This is a genomic window from Pseudomonas sp. IT-93MI4, from assembly GCF_949767635.1.
GTDB classification, from domain to species: domain Bacteria; phylum Pseudomonadota; class Gammaproteobacteria; order Pseudomonadales; family Pseudomonadaceae; genus Aquipseudomonas; species Aquipseudomonas putida_A.
In genome coordinates this window covers 150,705-169,219 of record NZ_CATKPP010000058.1, presented here as the reverse complement: position 1 = coordinate 169,219, position 18,515 = coordinate 150,705, and the positions used below count along the sequence as shown (strand labels likewise).

The 18,515-nt window shown below is 62.2% G+C and carries 16 protein-coding genes; 8 read left to right on the top strand and 8 right to left on the bottom strand.

Annotated features, from left to right (window positions below; genetic code table 11):
* Positions 1–14: 14 nt before the first annotated feature.
* Both thiE and ACM6I7_RS26830 read right to left on the bottom strand, forming a co-directional pair.
* Positions 15–638, bottom strand: coding sequence for a thiamine phosphate synthase (gene thiE / locus ACM6I7_RS26835; protein WP_003228513.1), 624 nt, complete (start codon positions 636–638; stop codon positions 15–17).
* 18 nt (positions 639–656) lie between these two features.
* Complete coding sequence (locus ACM6I7_RS26830) at positions 657–1,454, bottom strand: hydroxymethylpyrimidine/phosphomethylpyrimidine kinase (protein WP_007960553.1); 798 nt, start codon at positions 1,452–1,454, stop codon at positions 657–659.
* A 303-nt stretch (positions 1,455–1,757) separates the two neighbouring features.
* Between ACM6I7_RS26830 and ACM6I7_RS26825 the strand changes: the two genes are divergently transcribed.
* The 4 genes from ACM6I7_RS26825 to ACM6I7_RS26810 all read left to right on the top strand — a co-directional run bounded on the left by ACM6I7_RS26825 (position 1,758) and on the right by ACM6I7_RS26810 (position 8,247).
* Positions 1,758–4,112 carry a 7TM diverse intracellular signaling domain-containing protein gene (locus ACM6I7_RS26825; protein ID WP_414889581.1) on the top strand — a complete coding sequence of 785 codons (2,355 nt, stop codon included), beginning with the start codon at positions 1,758–1,760 and terminating at the stop codon, positions 4,110–4,112.
* A gap of 97 nt (positions 4,113–4,209) precedes the next feature.
* Entirely contained in the window at positions 4,210–5,859 is a 1,650-nt protein-coding gene (locus tag ACM6I7_RS26820) for an acyl-CoA dehydrogenase family protein (protein WP_027612881.1), read from the top strand.
* A gap of 182 nt (positions 5,860–6,041) precedes the next feature.
* Positions 6,042–7,541: an AMP nucleosidase gene (gene amn, locus ACM6I7_RS26815; protein ID WP_167734182.1), complete on the top strand. Its 1,500-nt coding sequence runs from the start codon at positions 6,042–6,044 to the stop codon at positions 7,539–7,541.
* A 70-nt stretch (positions 7,542–7,611) separates the two neighbouring features.
* Complete coding sequence (locus ACM6I7_RS26810) at positions 7,612–8,247, top strand: pseudouridine synthase (RefSeq protein WP_414889580.1); 636 nt, start codon at positions 7,612–7,614, stop codon at positions 8,245–8,247.
* Here ACM6I7_RS26810 and ACM6I7_RS26805 read toward each other — a convergent pair.
* A complete protein-coding gene (locus ACM6I7_RS26805) occupies positions 8,242–8,451 on the bottom strand; it encodes a DUF2788 domain-containing protein (protein ID WP_003228500.1) in 210 nt (69 codons plus the stop codon). The two genes, ACM6I7_RS26810 and ACM6I7_RS26805, sit on opposite strands and share 6 nt — an antisense overlap.
* Positions 8,452–8,667: 216 nt before the next feature.
* Positions 8,668–9,147 (bottom strand): Lrp/AsnC family transcriptional regulator, encoded by a 480-nt coding sequence (locus ACM6I7_RS26800; protein ID WP_008081091.1) that lies wholly within the window; start codon positions 9,145–9,147, stop codon positions 8,668–8,670.
* A gap of 455 nt (positions 9,148–9,602) precedes the next feature.
* On the opposite strand from ACM6I7_RS26800, the gene ACM6I7_RS26795 reads away from it, so the two are divergent.
* Positions 9,603–10,643: a DUF6515 family protein gene (locus ACM6I7_RS26795; protein WP_096795269.1), complete on the top strand. Its 1,041-nt coding sequence runs from the start codon at positions 9,603–9,605 to the stop codon at positions 10,641–10,643.
* On the opposite strand, the gene ACM6I7_RS26790 is transcribed toward ACM6I7_RS26795, so the two are convergent.
* Together ACM6I7_RS26790 and ACM6I7_RS26785 are read right to left on the bottom strand one after the other, a co-directional pair.
* Positions 10,637–11,545 carry a cation diffusion facilitator family transporter gene (locus ACM6I7_RS26790; RefSeq protein ID WP_134787396.1) on the bottom strand — a complete coding sequence of 303 codons (909 nt, stop codon included), beginning with the start codon at positions 11,543–11,545 and terminating at the stop codon, positions 10,637–10,639. The genes ACM6I7_RS26795 and ACM6I7_RS26790 overlap by 7 nt on opposite strands.
* Positions 11,546–11,554: 9 nt before the next feature.
* Entirely contained in the window at positions 11,555–11,974 is a 420-nt protein-coding gene (locus tag ACM6I7_RS26785; protein ID WP_025108718.1) for a hypothetical protein, read from the bottom strand.
* Positions 11,975–12,337: 363 nt separating this feature from the next.
* Between ACM6I7_RS26785 and hrpB the strand changes: the two genes are divergently transcribed.
* Positions 12,338–14,857 (top strand): ATP-dependent helicase HrpB, encoded by a 2,520-nt coding sequence (hrpB, locus tag ACM6I7_RS26780; RefSeq protein WP_414889579.1) that lies wholly within the window; start codon positions 12,338–12,340, stop codon positions 14,855–14,857.
* 161 nt (positions 14,858–15,018) lie between these two features.
* On the opposite strand, the gene ACM6I7_RS26775 is transcribed toward hrpB, so the two are convergent.
* A complete protein-coding gene (locus ACM6I7_RS26775) occupies positions 15,019–16,098 on the bottom strand; it encodes an endonuclease/exonuclease/phosphatase family protein (protein WP_414889578.1) in 1,080 nt (359 codons plus the stop codon).
* A 74-nt stretch (positions 16,099–16,172) separates the two neighbouring features.
* Positions 16,173–16,847, bottom strand: coding sequence for a YciC family protein (locus tag ACM6I7_RS26770; protein ID WP_115986818.1), 675 nt, complete (start codon positions 16,845–16,847; stop codon positions 16,173–16,175).
* A 178-nt stretch (positions 16,848–17,025) separates the two neighbouring features.
* On the opposite strand from ACM6I7_RS26770, the gene ACM6I7_RS26765 reads away from it, so the two are divergent.
* Positions 17,026–17,784, top strand: coding sequence for a DUF2076 domain-containing protein (locus ACM6I7_RS26765; RefSeq protein WP_414889577.1), 759 nt, complete (start codon positions 17,026–17,028; stop codon positions 17,782–17,784).
* 244 nt (positions 17,785–18,028) lie between these two features.
* Complete coding sequence (locus tag ACM6I7_RS26760; RefSeq protein WP_007963710.1) at positions 18,029–18,508, top strand: NYN domain-containing protein; 480 nt, start codon at positions 18,029–18,031, stop codon at positions 18,506–18,508.
* Positions 18,509–18,515: the final 7 nt, after the last annotated feature.

Below are 18,515 nucleotides of genomic sequence, written 5' to 3'. Positions count from 1 at the left end.
ATCGGGCTCTCAAATCAGATTTTCAGAAGTTCGTTGAAGGCGCGGGCGCGGCGGGTCACTTCGGCGGTGCTTTCGGCACCGAACAAACCGTGGACCACCGCCAGCAGGTCGACCCCGTGGGCCACCAGCGGTGCGGCGTTGTCGAGGGTGATGCCACCAATCGCGCAGACCGGCAGATGCAGCTTGCGTTTGGCCTCGTCGAGCAGATCGAGGCTGCAGCTTGGCGCGCCGGGTTTGGTGTTGGAATTGAAGAAGCGACCGAAGGCGACATAGCTCGCGCCTTCTTTGGCGGCTTGCTCGGCCAGTTCGAGTTGCGCGTGGCAGGTCGAACCGATGATGGCTTTTGAACCAAGCAGCGCGCGGGTCGGAGACAACGGGCCGTCAGTCTGCCCCAGGTGCACGCCGACGTTGAGGCGCGCGGCCAGCTCGGCGTCATCGTTGATGATCAACTGCGTCTTGTAGCGTTCGCACAGGTTACGCAGCGCTTCGGCCTCGCGCAGACGGCGGGCCTCGTCGCTGCTTTTGTCGCGGTATTGCAGCAGGGTGACGCCGCCTTCCAGCGCCGCCTCCACGTAGGACAGAAACTTGCCCGCCAGCAATTGGCTGTCGGTGATGGCGTACAGGCCACGTAGTTTCATCAGGCAGACCTCACGACGTTACGAGCAAAAATCCAGCGGCAGGCGACGCGGCACGAACTGGCCTTTGCCCAGTTGTTCGGCATCGCGCAGGGTGCGCCAGGTGTAATCCAGTGCCGTGCGCACCGCGCTGGCGAGGTTTTCACCTTGGGCCAGCCGACCGGCGAGGGCGCTGGCCAATGTGCAGCCGGAGCCGTGATAACTACCCGGCAAACGCTGGCAATAGAAGGTTTCACGCAGGCCGTCACGGCTGTACAGGCGATTGTGGATTTCAGTTTCGTCGCCATGGCCGCCGGTGATCAGCAGGTTTTTGACGAACGGCAGGAGTTTTTCCGCGCACTCATCCGCGGTGCCTTCGGGCAGTTCGGCGAGAATCCGCGCTTCGGGCAGGTTGGGGGTGGCAATGATCGACAGCGGCAGCAGACGCTCGCGCATCGCATAACCGACTTCGTCCTTGCCCAGGCGTCCGCCGCCGCCGGCACGCAGCACCGGGTCGCAAACCACTGGCAAGTGCGGGTGCGCAGAGAGCAGTTCGACCACGGTGTCGACCATTTCCAGCGAACCGAGCATGCCCAGTTTGACCGCTGCGACTTCGGAGTCGTTGAGCACGGCATTGGCTTGCGCCAGCACCCACTCACGGTCGAGGACGCGGAAATCAGTGACGTTGACGGTGTCTTGCACGGTCAGGGCGGTGACGGCCGGAGCCGCATGGCAACCCTGCGCGAGCAAGGCTTCGATATCTGCCTGCAAGCCGGCGCCACCACTGGGGTCGTGGCCGGAGAGACAGAGGACAACGGGGCGGGAGCTGTAGATATTCATGGTGCGCGAGCTTACCACCAAAGCTGAATTTGGGGTTCAGTCCCGATCGAGCTTGTCATCACAAAAGCATTCACAATGTCTGCTGCTTTACTGAGTTGACCAACTCAACAGCTCTAGCTCGCTGCTTTGCTCTGAAACGCCCGTTCTAGAGCCTTTGTAGGAAAAATTTCGATGGTGCTCAATGGCCATCAACGGCTATGCTAGTCTGGATCCAAACCAATAACAGGTAATACCGGTTTTACGTCTACTCAAAGGGAATGGGGGGCTTCCTGACACAACCGGACGAGCCACGCTGGGGCTTCAATGCGCTATTTGCTGATGTTGCTGTTCTGCTTGCCCCTCCTCGCAAGCGCCGTCGAGTTCGACGAAAATACCCAGAGCCTTCCCCTGGGCCGCTCCTTGCAAGTGTTCGAAGACCCGAGCGGTCAGGCGAACATCGCCGACGTCCGCGCTCAAGCGGCGGCGGGCAATTTCAAACCCCACGACAAAGCCACGCTCAATGCCGGTTACTCGCGCTCGGCGTTCTGGCTGAAGATCGACCTGCATTACCGTCCAAACAATCCGGCCGCGCAACGCACCTGGCTGCTGGAGCTGGCGTATCCGCCGCTCGATCACCTCGACCTTTATATGGCCGATGCCAATGGCGACTACCGCCTGATCCGGCAGACCGGCGACGCCTTGCCGTTCGCCAGTCGCGAGATCCGGCAGAACAATTACCTGTTCGACCTGACCTTCGCCCCTGACCAGCAAAAAACCGTGTACCTGCGCCTGGCCAGTGAAGGCTCGATCCAGGCACCAGTGACGTTATGGTCGAGCACCGCGTACCTCGAAGACCAGCCGGTGCGCCTGTATGTGCTGGGGATCATCTATGGCGTGCTGCTGGGGATGCTGGTCTACAACCTGTTCATCTACCTGAGCGTGCGCGACACCAGCTACCTCTATTACATCTTCTACATCGCCTCGTTCGGCCTTTATCAACTGTCGGTAAACGGCGCGGCGGTCGAGTATTTCTGGCCGGACAATCCGTGGTGGGCCAACGCCGCCACACCGTTTTTCATCGGTTGCGCCGGGTTGTTCGGCAGCCAGTTCGCCCGCAGTTTCCTGCAGACCAGAACCCACAGCCGCTGGCTCGACTATCTGCTGATCGCCCTGATCGCGTTCGGCGCGCTGGTGGTCGGGCTGTCGCTGATGACCAGTTACGCATTGTCGCTGCGCCTGGCGACCCTGTTGGCGCTGGTGTTCACCGTGGTGATCTTCGCCGCGGGGATTCTCGCCTGGTGGCGTGGCTTGCGGGTGGCGCGTTATTTCATCATTGCCTGGTCGGCATTCCTGCTCGGCGGCATCGTCAATACGCTGATGGTGCTGGGCCTGCTGCCGAACGTGTTCCTGACCATGTACGCCAGCCAGATCGGTTCGGCCATCGAAGTCGCGCTGCTGTCGCTGGCGCTGGCTGATCGCATCAACGCGATGCGCGAGCAACAGGCGCAAACCCTGTTCGATGCCGGGCAGAAACTCGAAGTGCTCAACCAGCAACTGGCCCACAGCAACAAGCTCAAGGATGAATTCCTCGCGACCCTGACCCACGAATTGCGCACGCCGATGAACGGGGTGATCGGTTCGCTGGAACTGATGCAGACCGTCGAGCTGGAGCCTGAACTGGAACAATACCAGCAAACCGCCGCTGGCTCTGCCCGGGACATGATGCGCATGGTCAACGGCATCCTCACCCTCACCGAATTGCAGGCCGGCAAGCTCAAGGCGACGCCGGGCAGCTTCAGTCTGCGCGCGGTGGTCGAGGCCTTGCGCGTGCAGTTCGACGGCAACGCGGCGAGCAAGTCGCTGGACTTCAAGGTCGAGGTGCTGCCGACCCTGCCGGATCGCTTGCACGGCGACAGCGCAAAACTGGCGCAGTGCCTGGAGTGCCTGCTGGACAACGCGATCAAGTTCACCCGGGTCGGCGGTCTGGCGCTGCGGGTCACTGGCAAACCGGCGACGGACAACCGCCTGGCGCTGTCGTTTGCGGTCATCGATACCGGCATCGGTTTCACCGATCTGGGCGAGGCGACGATGTATCAGCGCTTCTTCCAGCTTGATGGCTCGATGACCCGCGAATACGGCGGGCTGGGCGTGGGGCTGGCGATCTGTCGGCAACTGGTGGAACTGCTCGGCGGCAAGCTGACTCACCGCTCCCAACCAGGCAGCGGCAGCCGTTTTCAACTGGATGTCGAGTTCGAGCTGCCGCAGGTTGAAGCGGCGCCAACCCCGGACGCGCTGCATGAGCGCAGCCGGGCACCGCAGGACTGCACGGTGTTGCTGGTGGACGACAACAGCGTCAATCAACTGGTGATGCGCGGCATGCTGCTCAAGCTCGGTTTCCGCGTGCGCACGGCGGACAACGGCGCGGCGGCACTTGATTGCCTGCAACGGGAAACCTTCGACGCGGTGCTGATTGATTGCCAGTTGCCCAATCATGAAGGCGCGTCGTTGTGCTGCCAGATTCATGCGTTGCCCGGCTGCGCCAATCTGCCGGTGTTCATGCTGGCACTGGGCACGGATCGCGAACACTGCGCGCCGGGTACGCGCATCGATTACCTGAACAAACCGGTGAAATTCGAAGACCTGCAGACGGCGCTGGAGCGTCGGGTGCTCAGCGCGTAATAGGGTGAAAGCGCCGACAGTTCGGCGCTTATGACACTTTGATCAGCCACGAGCCGGTGCTTAACTGGATTCCTTGGCTGACCAAAGGAGCCCCGTCATGAACCTGCATCAGTTCGCCGAAACCCACGAAGTCACCAACCAGCCACCGTCGCTGGATGGCGCCAACCTGTACCGCATCGACCTGCCGCTGCAGGAGTGGTCACGCCGTTTCGGCGCCGGGTGGGCCGAGTCGCGGATCGATGCCTACGGTGCGCTGGCCGGCGGACCGCTGATGGCAGCCGGGTTCCTCGCCAATCAGAACAAACCGGTATTCGTCAGCCATGACCGCTACGGCCATCGCATCGATCTGGTGGAATTCCATCCCGCTTATCACGAGCTGATGCGCACCGCGATCGAACATGGCCTGACCTCATCACCCTGGACCCATCCGCAGGATGGCGCGCATGTCGCCCGCGCCTCGATGAGCTATCTGCACAGCCAGGCCGAGGCCGGCAGCGGTTGCCCGTTGACCATGACTTTCGCCAGTGTCCCGGCCATGCGCTTGCAGCCGGATCTGGCCGAACAGTGGCTGCCGAAGATCCTTGCCACCGAATATGACCCGCGTAACGTCGGCATGGCGCACAAGGCCGGCGTGACCATTGGCATGGCGATGACCGAGAAACAGGGCGGCACCGACGTGCGCGCCAACACTACCAAGGCCTATCCGGTCGGTGCCAGTGGCCCGGGGCAGGCCTATGAACTGGTCGGGCACAAGTGGTTCTGCTCGGCGCCGATGTGCGATGCGTTCCTGACGCTGGCGCAGACCGACAAGGGCCTGACCTGCTTCCTGCTGCCGCGCCATCGCCCCGACGACACGCGCAATCAGTTCTACATCCAGCGCCTGAAAAACAAACTCGGCAACCAGTCCAACGCCTCCAGTGAAGTGGAATTCCGTGGCGCTTTGGCGTGGATGGTTGGCGAAGAAGGGCGCGGCGTGCCAACCATCATCGAGATGGTGGCGATGACCCGTTTCGATTGCATGGTCGGCTCCAGTTCATTGATGCGTCAGGCGCTGACCCAGGCCAGCCACCACTGCGCGCACCGCAAGGTCGGCGGCAAACTGCTCAGCGAGCAACCGTTGATGCAGAACGTGCTGGCCGATCTGGCGCTGGAAAGCGAGGCCGCGCTGGCCCTGAGCCTGCGCATGGGCAAGGCGCTGGATCATCTGGATGATCGCCATGAAGCGCAATTCGCCCGGCTGGTGACGGCGGTGGGCAAATACTGGATCTGCAAACGTGCCCCCGGAATGATCAACGAAGCCGCCGAGTGCATGGGCGGTGCCGGGTATGTCGAGGAGAGCATCCTGCCACGGCTGTATCGCGAAGCGCCGGTCAACTCGACGTGGGAAGGCTCGGGCAATGTGCAGTGCCTGGACGTGCTGCGTGCGCTGTCGAAAGAACCGGGTGTGCTCGACGTGTTGTTCAGCGAATTGGGCGATGGGCACGGCGACAAGCGCCTGGCCGCGCATATCCAGCAGTTGCAGGCGCAGTTCAAGGACACCAGCGACATTCAGTATCGGGCGCGGCAACTCACCGAAGACATCGCGCTCGGTTTGCAGGCCAAGCTATTGCTGGAGGCCGGTAACTCGGCGGTCAGCGACGCGTTCATTGCCAGCCGCCTGAGCGGTGGCGGCCGGGTCTACGGTGCATTGCCGCGTGGGCTGGACGTCGAAGCTATCGTCGCTCGCTCAACCCCGCAAGGTTTCTGACCCACCACGCATCCCCCATGTGGGAGCGAGCCTGCTCGCGAAAGCGGTGTATCAGTCGACATCTTTGTGAATGACCCACCGCATTCGCGAGCAGGCTCGCTCCCACAGGGTATCTCCATAGATGGGAAGATTTGGGTACACCCACAACGCCACTGTTCCCGTGAGACCACGATGCAGGCAAGATGAAGCTCTGCAAGTCAGAACACAGGAAGCTGATCGTGACCGAAGCGTTTATTGTCGTTCAAACCGCCGAACAAGCCGTGGATCGTCTGGCCGAGCTGCATGAGCGGGCCACCACTGCGCTCAACTCGGCGCTCAAGCGTTACCTCAAGGATCGCGTCGAGCCTGACGCCGAACAGCGTGCCCTGTTTCGTTATCCCGAACTGCGTCTGACCTACCTGTGTCAGGGCGAAGTCCCGCAGACCACCCGCGCCTACGCCAAGGTGCAACTGCCGGGCACCTACAGCGTCACCGTCACCCATCCCAAGGCGTTCCGCAAATACCTGCTGGAACAACTGGTGCCGTTGATGCACGACTTCACCGTGACCGTGGAAGTCGGCGTCAGTCAGCAGAATATTCCATACCCGTACGTGGTCGAGCAGGGCGATGAGCTGGCCGGCTCCGGCGTCACCGCTGCGGTGCTGGCGCGAGTGTTCCCGAGTACCGACCTGTCCGCCGCCACCGATGGCATCGCCGACGGTCTCTACGACTGGGAAAACACCGATCCGCTGCCACTGGCGCTGTTTGACGCCGCGCGCGTCGACTTCTCCCTGCGTCGCCTGGTGCACTACACCGGCAGCGACTGGCGGCATGTGCAGCCGTGGATTCTGCTGACCAACTATCACCGCTACGTCGACCAGTTCATCGTTCATGGCCTGGAACAACTGCGCAACGACCCGCGTTTCGTGCGCATGGTTTTGCCGGGCAACGTGATCATCGAGAAAGGCATGGATCACGGCGAAGCGTCGGCGATTGCCGCCGGCGTGGTCTGGCACCGCTACCAGATGCCGGCCTATCACCTGATCGCCAATGACGGCCACGGTGTGACCCTGGTCAACATCGGCGTCGGCCCGTCCAACGCGAAGAACATCACCGACCACCTGGCGGTGCTGCGCCCGCATTGCTGGCTGATGATCGGTCACTGCGGCGGCCTGCGTCAGTCGCAGACCATCGGCGATTACGTGCTGGCCCACGCCTACATGCGTCGTGACGGGATTCTCGACCGCGTGGTGCCGCCGAACATTCCGATCCCGGCACTGGCGGAAGTGCAACTGGCGCTGCAGCAAGCAGCCGCCAATATCACCGGCGAGAAGGGCGAAGAGCTGAAAAAACGTCTGCGCACCGGCACCGTGCTGACTTACGACGACCGTAACTGGGAACTGCGCTGGGCGCAGGAACGTCCGCTGATCAACCTGTCCCGCGCCGTGGCGGTGGACATGGAAAGCGGCACCATCGCCGCCCAGGGTTATCGCTTGCGGGTACCTTACGGCACGTTGCTGTGCGTTTCGGACAAACCGCTGCACAGTGAAATCAAGCTGCCGGGTTCGGCCAACGCGTTCTACGAGCGCGCGGTCAGCCAACACTTGAAGATCGGCATCGCGGCGGTGGATCTGCTGCGCACCGAACTCAACTCGCTGCACTCGCGCAAACTGCGCAGCTTCGACGAGCCGCCGTTCCGCTGATTTGTTGATGGTCATTTAACGGTCGGGCTACTAGCATTAGCAGCCCTGACCGTTAGATGTTTGTTCTCTTATGTCCTGTCCCCCGCGTCCACCTTTCCGCCGTCCCGGTCCGAAGCCATCCTCCTCGGCTCCACGTCGTGTCGCCAAAGCGCCGCCGGCCGAGCCGAAGTTGATCCTGTTCAACAAACCGTTCGATGTGCTGACGCAGTTCAGCGACGAAGGCGGGCGGGCGACGCTCAAGGATTACATTGACGTGCCCGGTATCTATCCGGCCGGACGCCTTGATCGCGACAGCGAAGGCTTGTTGTTGCTGACTAATGACGGCCAGTTGCAGGCGCGCATCGCTGATCCGAAACACAAACTGGCGAAGACTTACTGGGTGCAGGTCGAAGGCGTGCCGACAGGCGAGCAGTTGCAGCGTCTGCGCGAAGGTGTCGAGTTGAATGACGGCAAGACTTTGCCTGCCGAGGCGCGGCAACTGGAGGAACCTGAACTGTGGCCACGCAATCCGCCGGTACGCTTTCGCAAAAGCGTGCCGACCAGTTGGCTGGAGTTGGTAATTCGTGAAGGGCGCAACCGTCAGGTACGACGTATGACCGCAGCGGTGGGGCTGCCGACGTTACGGCTGGTGCGGGTACGGATTGGCGACTGGACGCTTGAAGGGCTCGATCAGGGCCAATGGAAAGAAGTGCCGGCGCGGTTATAGAGCGCCGGATTCGATCAGGCCGATCACCACACTCTTGATGATGAACGCGGCCACGCCCAGGCCCAGGACGAAGAACAGAATGAACGAGCCGAAACGCCCGGCCTTGGACTTCTTCGCCAGATCCCAGACGATGAAACCCATGAAAATGATCAGGATGCTGACCAGGCCAGTCATCATCCACTCTTCGAATACTGCAGGATCCATCGGGCATCTCCGGCGCGCACAGGGCTGAAAGGGCTGGGCGATTATACGCCGAGGGTGGCAGGGCCGCATTGACCTGTGTCGGTGTGCCGCGGTTATGGGGTGCCTGTACCGGCCTCTTCGCGAGCAAGCCCGCTCCCACAGGGGATCTCGGTTGAACACAGATAGTGTGCTTGACGAATCTCAACTGTGGGAGCGGGCTTGCTCGCGAAGGCGATGTCAGTTGCGCAGATGCGTCAGCGGCAGTTCGGTGCTGTTGAGCACCTGATTCAGTACAAAACTCGAACGCACGCTGGTCACGCCTTCAATCCGGGTCAGGTGCCCCAGCAACAGCTTCTGATAGTGATCCATGTCCGGCACCACCACTTTCAACTGATAGTCGGCATCCACGCCGGTCACCAGGCTGCATTCCAGCACCTGCGGCAAGGTGCGGATCGCCGCTTCGAAATTCTCGAAACGCTCCGGTGTGTGCCGGTCCATGCCGATCAGCACGTAGGCCGTCAGGCTCAGGCCGAGCATCTTGCGATCGAGCAGGGCGACCTGGCGCGAGATGTAGCCGTCGTCCTCCAGTTGCTTGACCCGGCGCGAGCAGGGCGAGGGCGACAGACCGATGCGCTCGGCCAGTTCCTGGTTGGAGATGCGGGCGTCGCGCTGCAATTCCGCCAAAATACTCAGGTCGTAACGGTCGAGTTTGCTCATGAAACAGTCCTTGGTTGTAACTATTGCGGCGGATTATCTATCCAGGGTTAAAAATTGCGCAAGCAGTGTTTATTTGAGCAATCTTCGCAATCCTCTGTCGCGCCTCCCGGCCTATTCTTATCACCAGAATCACTGCTCGGTAACACAGTCCACTGCGGCCCGCCCAATCAGGCCCGCCGCGGCCGCCACCCCCACCGGGGCTGGGCCGGCCCCCGAGCTGCACACTGTCCAGAAGACGGCGTGAGGTGAGCCGACGTCAAAAGCGTCGAGCCAGGACGAAGTTCTCTAAAGGGAGGCCGACGGGTCTCCCTTTTTCTTGCCTGCGATTTTTTGTGCCTCGATGCACAGCCTTCCTCAATAAATAAGTCTCGTGACTGATAACCTGTCGCAGAACCCGGTGTGCGTATTCCCGGTCTTAGCTACAAGCCCTCTTAATACCCGCAGTGAGGAAGAGCATGAAGTCGCGCATCTGGCGTCTGGCCGGTGTTGGTTTGCTGTGTGTGAGCGTCAGTGCGCAAGCGCTCGCCGACGATCCGGAGAGCCGCAGCCCTAATGGTGGACGCGGCCCTGAGCATCAGGGAAATAACCAGGGCCATGGGGGCGATCATCAGCCCCACGGGCAGAACAATCCGCCGCCGCAAAATCAGCCGCGGCCGCAGAACAATGAAATCATTCGGGGCGACAACAGCCGTCAGTTCGAGCACAACGGCCAGCAGCACAACAATGGCCAGTGGCAGAACCAGAACCGCGCGCCCAATCAACCCGCTCCGGTGCATCAGGCGCCCCCGTCGAACAACCTGCCGATCCAGCCACGGCCCGACACCGTGCGCCAGACTCAGGAACCGCGCCAGGGTTACTACCGCGACGAGCGGCCGCAGAATGGTTACCACAACCAGCAATGGCAAACCGGCAACCGGCCCAATGACAATCGCTGGCCGGGTCGCCCGGACGGACATGGCAACGGTTGGGGGCCAGGCCCGCAATACCGCCCGGGGCATGTGATCGACCGCTTCCCGGATCGCGAATACCGAGTGCCGTATCGCGGTCAGGATTACTTCTATTCCGGCGGCTACTGGTATCGCCCGCAAGGCCCGCGCTACATCGTCGTGCAGCCGCCACGAGGGATTCGCACCCAGTATCTGCCGGACTATGCCCGTGAAGTGTGGATCGGCGGTGCGCTGCTGTTCCTCGCTGCCGGTTCCTACTATGCGTATCAGGAAGCCACTCAGGATTACGTCGTAGTCGAACCCCCGGTGCAGCAACCGCCGCAACCGCAGCCGCAATCCCAGGGCTATGACGTCGAGGCCTATCCGGCCAACGGGCAGTCGCCGGAACAGGTGCAGCAGGACGGTTATCAGTGCTACCAATACGCTGTGCAGCAGAGCGGTTTCGACCCGCGTACCGCGACCTATCAACCGGCGCCTGAGGTGGTGCAGGCTTACCGTCAGGCGCAGGGCAATTGCCTGAGCAGTCGCGGTTATCAGGTGTCTTACTGAATCCGGGTTTGCGCCCGTTCGGTCTTGACCACTTCCTGTGGGTCGGCGTGCACCAGCACTTCGGCTCGCGGGTAGGCGGCGTGAATCGCATCCGCCGCCTGATCGCTGATGCCGTGAGCCACTGACAAGGTCAGCTCCCCTGGCAACTCCAGATGCAACTGCACGAACCAGTGGTTGCCTGAAATCCGCGTGCGCAAATCATGCGCGCCCAATACGCCGGGTACGCCGCAGGCCAGTTCGAGCATGTGCTGACTGACGTCCGCCGGCAGCTCTTCATCCATCAGCACCGAAAAACTTTCCCGGGCGATCTGGATCGCGCTCCACAAGATGTACCCGGCGATCCCCAGACCGAACCATGCGTCCAACTGATGAAAGCCCATGCCGGCGAGAATCAGCGCGATCAGAATGCTGCCGTTGAGCAGCATGTCCGAGCGGTAATGCAGCGAGTCGGCGCGCACGGCGTTGGAGCCGGTCTGCTTGATCACCCTATGTTGCAGCGTCAGCAACGCCGCGGTCAGCAGCAGCGAGAACACGATCACGCCGATGCTCAGCCACGGCGCGCCCAACGGCTCCGGTTGCTTGATGCGTTCATACGCCTGGAACGCAATCAGCACCGCACTGCCGCCGATGAACAGCGCTTGCGCCATGCCCGCCAGCGATTCGGCCTTGCCGTGGCCGTAACGGTGATCGTCATCGGCCGGACGCAGCGCGTAATGCACCGCCAGCAGATTGAGCAGCGAAGTGACGCCATCCAGCGCCGAGTCGGTGAGGCCGGCGAGCATGCTCACCGAGCCGCTCAGCCACCAGGCGATGGCTTTGGCGATGATCAGCGTGCAGGCCACCGCCACCGAAGCGCGGGTTGCCAGCCGCAGCAGGCGGGCGTGTTCGGGGCTGGTGGTCATGTGATTTCCTTATGCGGCGGGTTGCAGGCCAAACATCGCCAGTTGTTGCGTGCTGCCCTTGTGCTGGATCAGGCGTGGATCGTCCAGCGGCAGATTGCGGCCCAGTTCTGTTTCGAGAATAGCCTGCAACTTGAGGTTATCGACCTGACCGTCCGGGCCGATGGCTTGTTTGAGTTTGGCCGGATCGACCTGAGCGGTGTGGCCCGGTTCGAAATAGATCGCACCGGTGGTGAAGTCGACCGCGAACGCTATCAGCCCTGGAATCACGTAGAACAGCAGGCCCACGGCGTCGAGCACGGCAATCGCCGGATCGATCTTGCCGTCGATCTGACCGCGACGGTCCGGATAGAAAATCGAACCGCAGGCCGTGAGTTGAGTGAGCAGGGTGGCAACCAGAACACCGCCGATCAGGCGAGAAGGTAAGCGCATGGAAAATCTCCTGAGTCATCTATTAACGAAGCTTCGTCTTGTGAAGTTAAGACCCTGACGAACGCCCGGCAGTTCGCCGTTATACTCGCCCTCGGCAGGGCGCGCCCACAGTAAATTGCGGCCTCGTCTCACCCCTACCGAAATATGTTGAGGATTGAAGTTGTTTTCTCCAGATCGACACCGCGTGAAGGTTGATGAATCCTGGCGGGGTTCGGCCCTCCGGGCTAAAGCTGTGAACGCGCCATGCTGCGTTGCGGAACTTGGCAAGGAAACGACCCTTACCTGCGTCCCGCGCCTTGCCTGGCACGCTCACAGCTTTAACGCGACTCGCAATTTACTGTGGGCACGCCCTGGGGAGCCAGCATGATTTCTTTGCCGATCGATGAAGTTTTACCCGCCCTGCGTGAAGCCTTGGCGACACGCCACGAAGCCGTGCTCGAAGCACCGCCCGGCGCCGGTAAAACCACCCGCGTGCCTTTAGCCTTGCTCGATGAAGCGTGGCTGGCCGGGCAGACCATTCTGATGCTCGAACCACGGCGTCTCGCCGCGCGAGCCGCTGCCGAACGGTTGGCCAGCGAACTGGGTGAGAAGGTCGGTGAAACCGTCGGTTATCGCATCCGCCTCGACAGCAAGGTCGGCCCCGATACCCGTATCGAAGTGGTCACCGAGGGGATTCTCACCCGGCGTCTGCAGGATGATCCGGCGCTGGAAGGCGTCGGTCTGCTGATCTTCGACGAATTTCACGAACGCAGTCTTGATGCCGATCTGGCCTTGGCCCTGAGTTTGAACGGTCGTGAACTGTTCCGCGCTGAACAGCCGCTGAAGATTCTGCTGATGTCCGCCACGCTGGAAGGCGAGCGTCTGGCCGGGTTGCTGGATGACGCGCCGATCCTGCGCAGCGAAGGGCGCATGTACCCGGTGACGATGCGCTGGGGCCGGCCGTTCCAGCCCGGCGAATACATCGACCAGCGCGTGACCCAGACCGTCCTCGAAGCTCTGCACGATGAAACTGGCAGCCTGCTGGTGTTCTTGCCGGGGCAGGCGGAAATCCGTCGGGTGCATCAGCAACTGAGCGATGCCATCGGCGAGCGTAAAGACGTATTGCTCTGCCCGTTACACGGTGAACTGGACCTCAACGCCCAGCGCGCTGCCATCGACCCGGCGCCGGCCGGCCAGCGCAAAGTGGTGCTGGCGACCAACATCGCCGAGACCAGCCTGACCATCAACGGCGTGCGCGTGGTAATCGACGCCGGGCTGGCGCGGGTGCCGCGTTTCGACCCCGGCAGCGGCATGACCCGTCTCGATACGCAGCGTATTTCCAGGGCCAGCGCCACCCAGCGTGCGGGCCGGGCCGGACGTCTGGAACCGGGTGTGTGTTACCGCTTGTGGTCGCAGGATCAGCACGAGCAACTCGCCGCTTACGGCAGTGCCGAAATTCTGTCGGCGGATCTGGCGAGTCTGGCGCTGCAACTCGGACGCTGGGGCGTGGCGCCGGGCGAACTGGTCTGGCTCGATGTGCCGCCGGCAGCGGCTTATGCACAGGCGCAGGACTTGTTGCAGCGTCTGGGCGCACTTGAAGGCGAGGCGCTGACCGCGCACGGTCAGGCCATGGCCGAGTTGCCTGCGCATCCGCGCATCGCCCATCTGTTGCTGCGTGGTCAGGCGCTGGGGCTGGCGAACATGGCGTGTGACGTCGCGGCACTGCTCGGCGAGCGCGATATTTCGCGCGGCGCCGGGGCCGATCTGCACAGCCGCCTGGTGCTGCTCTCCGGCGAAGAACGCGCGGCACGCGGTGCTCAGGGCGGCGTGCAGCGTGCGCGGCAACTGGCGCGGCAATATCGCGGTTACCTGCGCGGCAAGGCCAGCGCGCCGGTCAGCGATCCCGATCACCCGCGCTGGCTCGGTGCGCTGCTGGCGCTGGCTTACCCGGATCGGGTTGCCCAGCAGCGGCGTGCCGGTGGCGCCGAATATCGTCTGGCCAATGGTCGCGCTGCGCTGTTCGCCGAAGCCGACAGCCTGATGAAGGAGCAGTGGATCGTTATCGCCGATCTCGGCAGTCGTCAGGGCCAGCGTGAGGAACGGATTTACCTGGCGGCGGATTTTGATCCGGCGCTGTTCGATTCGGTGCTCGCCGAGCAAGTGCACGCCGTCGATCAACTGGACTGGGACGAGCGCGAAGGCGTGCTGCGCGCCGAGCGTCAGCGCAAGGTTGGCGAACTGATCCTCAGCCGCGAACCGTTGACCGGTCTCGACGAAGCGGCGCGCAGTCAGGCGCTGGTCAATCTGGTGCGGCGCAAGGGGCTGGAGTTGTTGCCATGGACGCCGGAGTTGCGCCAGTGGCAGGCGCGGGTCGCGTTGCTGCGGCAACTGGATCTGAACGCTCAGGCCGAAAGCCAATGGCCGGATGTCAGCGATGCAACGTTGCTGAACACTCTCGAGCATTGGTTAATGCCTTACTTGGGCAAGGTCTCGCGGCTCAGCCATTTCGCCAATCTGGACCTGTCGAGCATCGTGCGCAATCTGCTGCCGTGGCCGTTGCCGCAGAGGCTTGATGAGCTGGCGCCGCATCACATCAGCGTGCCGTCGGGGTCATCGATTCGTCTGGATTACAGCGAGTTTCCGCCGATTCTCGCGGTGCGTTTGCAGGAGCTGTTCGGCCTCGCCGAGACGCCACGAATTGCCGGCGGCCGGCAAGTGGTCAAGCTGCATCTGTTGTCCCCGGCGCGCCGGCCGGTGCAGGTGACGCAGGATCTGGCCAACTTCTGGCGCAGCACCTATGCCGAGGTGAAGAAGGATCTGAAGGGGCGCTATCCGAAACATTATTGGCCGGATGATCCATTGGTGGCCGAGGCGACCGCGCGGGCCAAGCCGCGCGGCACCTGAAGAGCAAAACATCGCAGCCTGCCAACCAATCACGGTACGACATCAATCTACTGTGGGAGCGGGCTTGCTCGCGAAGGCGGTGCGCCAGGCACGGATGCATCAACTGACACAACGCTTTCGCGAGCAAGCCCGCTCCCACAGGGGGATATCGTGTTAACTGGCTACGGGGCTGCGGGCAGCAGGAACCGCGCAATCACCGGCAAGTGATCGGAAATGCGCAACGTATCGTCCTGGCGCACCCTTGCTTCGACCCGTTTGATTTTCGGGCTGTAGAACAGATAGTCGACGGTGCGATCCGGGCCATTCAGTCCGGGGTCGTTGGGGTAGTGGGTCAGCCAGTGGGCGCGGTCGATGCCGCTGGCTTCGTTGTTGGTCGGGATCATCGGGTACTTGTCCCACAACAGATGCAGGGCGCTGTCGATCGCGTAGGGCGTGCGCTGCTCGGCGGGCAGACGCTGATACTGGCCCAGCGGCAACAGATTGAAGTCGCCGCCGATCAGCCATGGCAGGCCCTGGCTTTCGTACTTGTCGAGCACTTTGGCCACCGCTGTCACTTGCGCCTGCAAGGTCTCGTCCGGTTGGCGGGCGCGATCCAGATGGGTGTTGAATACCGTCAGTTGTCCGCCGTCGCTCAGCGGCAGCTTGGTGGCGAGCAGGGCGTCTTTGGGTTGGAACTGGCGGGAGATGAAATTCGCCGGGGGCACCGGCAATTGCAGGCGTTCGGCGTGTTCGATGCGGTAACGGCTCAGGGTCACCAGTTGCCGGCCAACGCTGCCGAAGATATGCGGGTCGGGGACGAACTCGGCTTTCCAGTCGAAAGCATGGGCGCTGCACGGGTAGAGATCGGTGACCCGTTCCTGCAGCAGCTTGAGCTGATTCTGGTAATCACTGGCCTTGGCGCCGTCATCCAGCTCCTGCAGCAGCACCACGTCGGGTTGCTCGTCGCGGATCACCCGCGCCACTTCGTCGAGACTGAAGGCCATGTCTTCCCGGGATGGCGCTTCATCAGAGCCTTGGGCAAGATCGTTCCAGAACACGTAGCGCTTGCCCGCCAGGTACTGCACGTTCCAGGTCATGACTTTCAGCGCTTGCCCCGGCACCAGGGTCGGCGGCGTACCGCTGCAGGTGACGGGCAAGGTTTCTCGCGCATCGGGGCGCCAGGTCAGGCTGTAGATCAGCCCGCCGATCACGGCGATGGCGGGCACAATCAGCAACAGGGTGTAGCGCAGCAGACGGGGCATGGCTCGGCTTATCGCGTTACAAAAGTGATCCCGAGCATACCCGACCGCGGACGCTTGGCCCAAGGGCCGCGAGGTCAGACCGCTCCGTTACGTTTGTCAGGCAATTCGCTGATCAGCATGAACAGGCGGAACAGCACCACACTGGTGAACAGTTGCAGGAAACTGTGCGCACTGTCGATCAGTACCGCGATCAGCGGATTCTGCGGGTCGGGGTACACCGCCAGCGTTGCACCCTTGAGCAGCCACAGCGGCCCCATTACACACAGAATGCACAGCAGGATCCGCCAGAAATGCCCACGGGTCAGGCGCAGGCTTTCCTTCATCGCCTGCAACGGCCCCATCCCGCGCAGCACCAGCAGGTATTCAGCGAATGCGAGCATGACCATCAGCATCAGACCCGGCAGGAAGTACAGCGACAACCCCAGCAGAATCAGCAAGGTATTGAGCGCCGTGAGCAGGGCGAGGCGCGGCCACAGGCGCGCAGACATTGCCAGCAGGTCGAGGTTGCGCGGAGCGTCGCCACGGGTGCGGGCGTCGAGGAACAGGATCAGCGCGGCGGTGTACAGCGGATACACCAGCAAACCGACGACCACGCTGGCGGCGGAGAAACTGTCGGGGTCAGTGGCGCGATCCACCACTTGCTGCAGCACGGCCTCGAAGATCACCAACGGCAGGCATAACTGCACGATGCTGACCAGGTGGCGTTTGAAAAAATACAGAGAGTCGCGCAGTACATCGAAGGCATTCATCAGTCGGTATCGCAGGTCGAAAACAGTGGCTCACTTTAACCGATGACGCGCGGGCCGACACAAACGTAAACATTCGGTAAAGGTCGTTGAAACATCCTGTCACTGCCTCCATTACAGAGGTGCGCCATGTCCGCAGTGGGCACGGGCAACGTTATCCCCGGCAATCTACGAGGTCGCCATGAACAGCGAAGAGCAAACCCTGATCGATGGACTGTTTTCCCGGCTGCAACAGGCCGAAACGGAGGCAGCCCCGCGCGACGCCCAGGCCGAGGCGCGGATCAAGGAACACCTGACCCGCCAGCCGGCGGCAGGTTATTTCATGACCCAGGCGATTCTGGTGCAAGAGGCGGCGATCAAGAGCCTCGACGAACAGAACAAGCAGCTGACCCGACAAGTCCAGCAGTTGCAGGCTGAACTGCAAGCGGCCAAGTCCCAGACTGCGGCCCCGGCGCCAAGCGGCGGCGGTGGTTTCCTGTCGAGCATCTTCGGCGGCGGCAGCTCGCGTCCAGCGCCGACCCAGAGCGCTCCGGCTTCTACCGGCGGCTGGCGTGAGCCGGCACCGCAGCAGAACTACGCTGCGCCAGCGCCACAACAGAACTATGCCGCACCACCGCCCAACTACGCGCAGCAAGCAGCTCCGGCTGCGGGCAGCAGCTTCCTCGGCGGCGCCCTGAAGACTGCCGCTGGCGTGGCCGGTGGCGTGATGCTGGCGCAGGGCATCAGCAGCCTGTTCCATCACAACCAGCAGCCCGAAGAAATCGTTGAAGTGATCAAGGAAGAGCCGGCGCAAGTGGCCGACCAGAGCGGTAACGACTGGGGCAATGACCAGCGTGTGGCCGATAACGGTTTCTCTGGCAATGACCAGGGCGGATTCACTGACACCGACTACAGCGATGACAACTCGTCATTCTTCGATGACGACGATTCGTTTGTCTGACTGATCAGCCGTCAGTATCAAATCTGTGGTGAGGGGATTTATCCCCGATGGAGTGCGCAGCAGTCCCATTTTCGGGGCCGCTGCGCTGCCCATCGGGGATAAATCCCCTCACCACAATCCACCATCCGTCCGGAGTGGTGGGTCGATTATTCGCGCCACCTTCCTGTGGGCTGGCATACTGAGCGCCTTTTTCGGGCCCGGCGCCTGATCCCGCTTCGTGCGCTATGCGCTCACAGGAATCCCGGTGAAAAAAATCGCAGTGTTCGCCGATGTGCAGAACCTCTACTACACCGTGCGTCAGGCCTATGGTTGTCACTTCAACTACGCCGCGCTGTGGGCTGACATTAGCAAGCAAGGGCAGATCGTCGAGGCCTATGCCTACGCAATCGACCGTGGCGACAGCAAGCAGCAGCAGTTCCAGCAGATCCTGCGCAACCTCGGTTTCACCGTGAAGCTCAAACCCTATATCCAGCGCAGCGACGGCTCGGCCAAGGGCGACTGGGACGTGGGCATCACCCTCGACATTATGGACGCCGCCGACCACGTCGACGAAATCGTCCTGGCCTCCGGTGACGGCGACTTCGACATGCTGCTCGAACGCATCATCAGCAAGCACGGCGTACAGGCAGTGGCCTATGGCGTGCCGGGCCTGACCGCCAACTCGCTGATCCGCGCCGCCAGCCGTTATGTGCCGATTGAAGGCGCACTGCTGTTGAAAAACTGAGCGTTGC